Origin of the sequence: Peribacillus kribbensis DSM 17871 (assembly GCF_000430765.1) — a bacterium.
Classification (GTDB): domain Bacteria; phylum Bacillota; class Bacilli; order Bacillales; family DSM-1321; genus Paraperibacillus; species Paraperibacillus kribbensis.
Genome location: NZ_AUMQ01000055.1, coordinates 1 through 2,584, shown reverse-complemented (window position 1 = coordinate 2,584; position 2,584 = coordinate 1). Strand labels below are relative to the sequence as shown.

Annotated in this window: 2 protein-coding genes; one reads left to right on the top strand and one right to left on the bottom strand. The window is 37.4% G+C overall.

Annotated elements, in window-relative coordinates; all coding sequences use genetic code 11:
• Positions 1–416: 416 nt before the first annotated feature.
• Positions 417–1,409, top strand: a complete 993-nt coding sequence (locus H539_RS0111070; RefSeq protein ID WP_245602165.1) for a protein rep — start codon at positions 417–419, stop codon at positions 1,407–1,409.
• 275 nt (positions 1,410–1,684) lie between these two features.
• Here the strand turns inward: H539_RS0111070 and H539_RS28365 are convergent, their stop codons facing one another.
• Positions 1,685–2,221, bottom strand: a complete 537-nt coding sequence (locus H539_RS28365; protein WP_051348546.1) for a DUF3967 domain-containing protein — start codon at positions 2,219–2,221, stop codon at positions 1,685–1,687.
• Between the last annotated feature and the right edge of the window lie 363 nt (positions 2,222–2,584).

The following is a 2,584-nucleotide window of genomic DNA, read 5'->3' as shown; positions in this document are numbered from 1 at the left end:
GCTATTGTCAAGGGCTTGAAGTTTAGCGATAGCTAAAGTTTTGCGGAGCGGGAGCGTAGCAACCCTTGATAATGGCATTGTAGAGCTTTTCTTTTGGAGTTTCGTGTTTTGAGATTTCATCAAGCTGAAGGTTGTGCTAGGATTTGGAGCATGACGGATCTTCCGGGCAGCTACCAGCCGAAGGTTTAAAAAATATTTATAGTTTGATATGGACAATCTTCTGGCGATTGTAGGATTATAGATTTATTGGGTTTTGGTTTTGATGTTTTTAGAATGTAGCGGAGCGGAATTCTTCTTATCTTGATACATATAGAAACAACAAGATTTTGAAAAACACGCTTAAGGTCATATTTATCAAGGGTCCCGGCCTTTATTCGTAGTTGAATTGTCGGAATTAAAAAAGGAGGTTTTATATATTGCTAGAACCACTCAAAGATATTTCTAAGAGTGGTAAGGAAAGACCATGGAATGAGAAAAAACAAATGTCTTTGAAAACTGCTTCCTTATTTGAAAAAGCTAACTTAGTGAAGAAAGCTGAGAGGATGACTGGATGTGGTGATATTCTCACCTTTAAAAAAACCAGTGCAGGGTTAAAGCTGAATCAAGCATTTTTCTGTAAGGTCCGATTGTGCCCTATGTGTAATTGGCGACGATCTTTGAAGCTGACGTATGAGAATAAAAAAATAGTGGAAGTAGCAAATAATAGGCAGAAACTCAGATGGCTTTTCTTAACACTTACGGTGAAGAACTGCCGGGGTGATGAATTAGAGGATACGATTAAAGATATGATGCAAGGCTACAACCGTTTATTGAAATATAAACGTGTTGATGAATCTATCGAGGGATGGTTCAGAGCTTTGGAAATTACCAAGAATAATGAAGATAATACGTATCATCCTCATTTTCATGTACTCATAGCGGTGAAACCAATGTATTTTAGCCGGAAAAACAAATATATTCCTCAAGAAGAATGGACAAGTCTTTGGCAGCGAGCAATGAAGTTGGATTACACTCCGGTTGTTCATGTTCAGGCAGTTAGGGCGAAAAAGACGAAGAAAAATTTTGAAGAGATTGTTGCTGATATCGAAAAGTCGATTAGTGAAGCAAAGGCAGTGCAAAAAGCTATTCTAGAGGTTTCTAAGTACACTGTGAAAGACACCGATATTTTAACTGGTACGGAAGAACAGAAAATAGAAACTGTCTTTACTTTGGATGGTGCTATGGCTAATAAGCGGCTTGTTGCATGGGGAAAAAGTCTAAAAAAAATACGAGACGAATTACGCCTCGCAGAAAAAGAAAATGATCTGATTCACATTGAGAGTGATCAGAATGACGATGTTTCAGACGAGATCCAAAAAGTCACAGCCTATTGGCACATAGGCTTAAAAACATACGTCATGAAAAATTAAGTCGAAAGAAAGTTAGCGGCTTTCTTAAGACAATAAAACGATTTAATACGTAAAGTATACCCAGTTATACTATGTGAAATCAATTGCTTTTATGTAATTATGAAATTATTAAATTATATAATTATGTGTTTATATAATTCCCTGCTTTGCAGGGTTTTTTTTATTTGAGTGTGAAAAACAGGGCATAAGCCCTGTTTGAAAAGGATTGTGACATAGTGAGGATAAAAGGAACATAACTGTTTTAAAATTGTTTGTCTGTAATTTACTCTGGCTTTTTATTTCCAGAATTGGTACCACTTTTTTTGAGGAGGTTTGGGTGGTGATTGTATTTCTTCCGGAAGAGCAGCTGCAGCAAGCTGTTTTTTGGCTTCCTGGCTTTCTCTTATAGCAGTCATTAACTTTCTATCTCGTTCTTCTAATTTTTTGTCTATGTATTCCTGTTGTTTTTGTATTTGTTCAACCAGTGACTGAATGACTTCGTTCTGTTCGTTCATGGCTGATTTCATATCCTGTAAGGCTTCGCCGATATTTATGGTCATCTGTTGGTCATCTTCGGTCACGGTTATAGTCATCGCTGTGCCTTTTTGAATTAATGTCTTTTCTACTTCTTCTAGGCTCTTACCATCGTCATATTGTTTTCGAATATCAAGCATTATAGGGATTGAATCGGAAGCAATGAAATAGCTTTTTCCTTTTTTCCGAATGTTAAGATGATGCCCGTGATTCCGAATGTACCTTCGGATGGTTGCGTTGGGTATTTTTGTTTGTTTTTCAATAGCTAATACGGTTAACCATTCGATATGGTTATTCATGCAGTCACCTCACATTCTTCACTATACAGTCATTGAGAACTATCGTCACGTATATCAACAGATTGATACGGTTATGAGCATGACTGCAGTCATGCGTTTGTTCATGCGGTCATATTTCGATTTTACTTGTAATTGTTCCTGCTATTCGGTTCTGAAGTGAGCGAATATTTTGCTTTTTATATGTAGGATAAGCTTATATAATATTGAATATATATTTTTAGGTTGAGGGACCCCGGGAATACTGTTAAATCTTTATAACGAACTTATGCCCTTCTAAACCCTTGGGGCTGTAAGGCTGGGGCGTGGTTAGGTGGTCGGGAAAAATGGCTCGCAGTGCTGAAGCTTGGATTGCGCTTGGAGAGG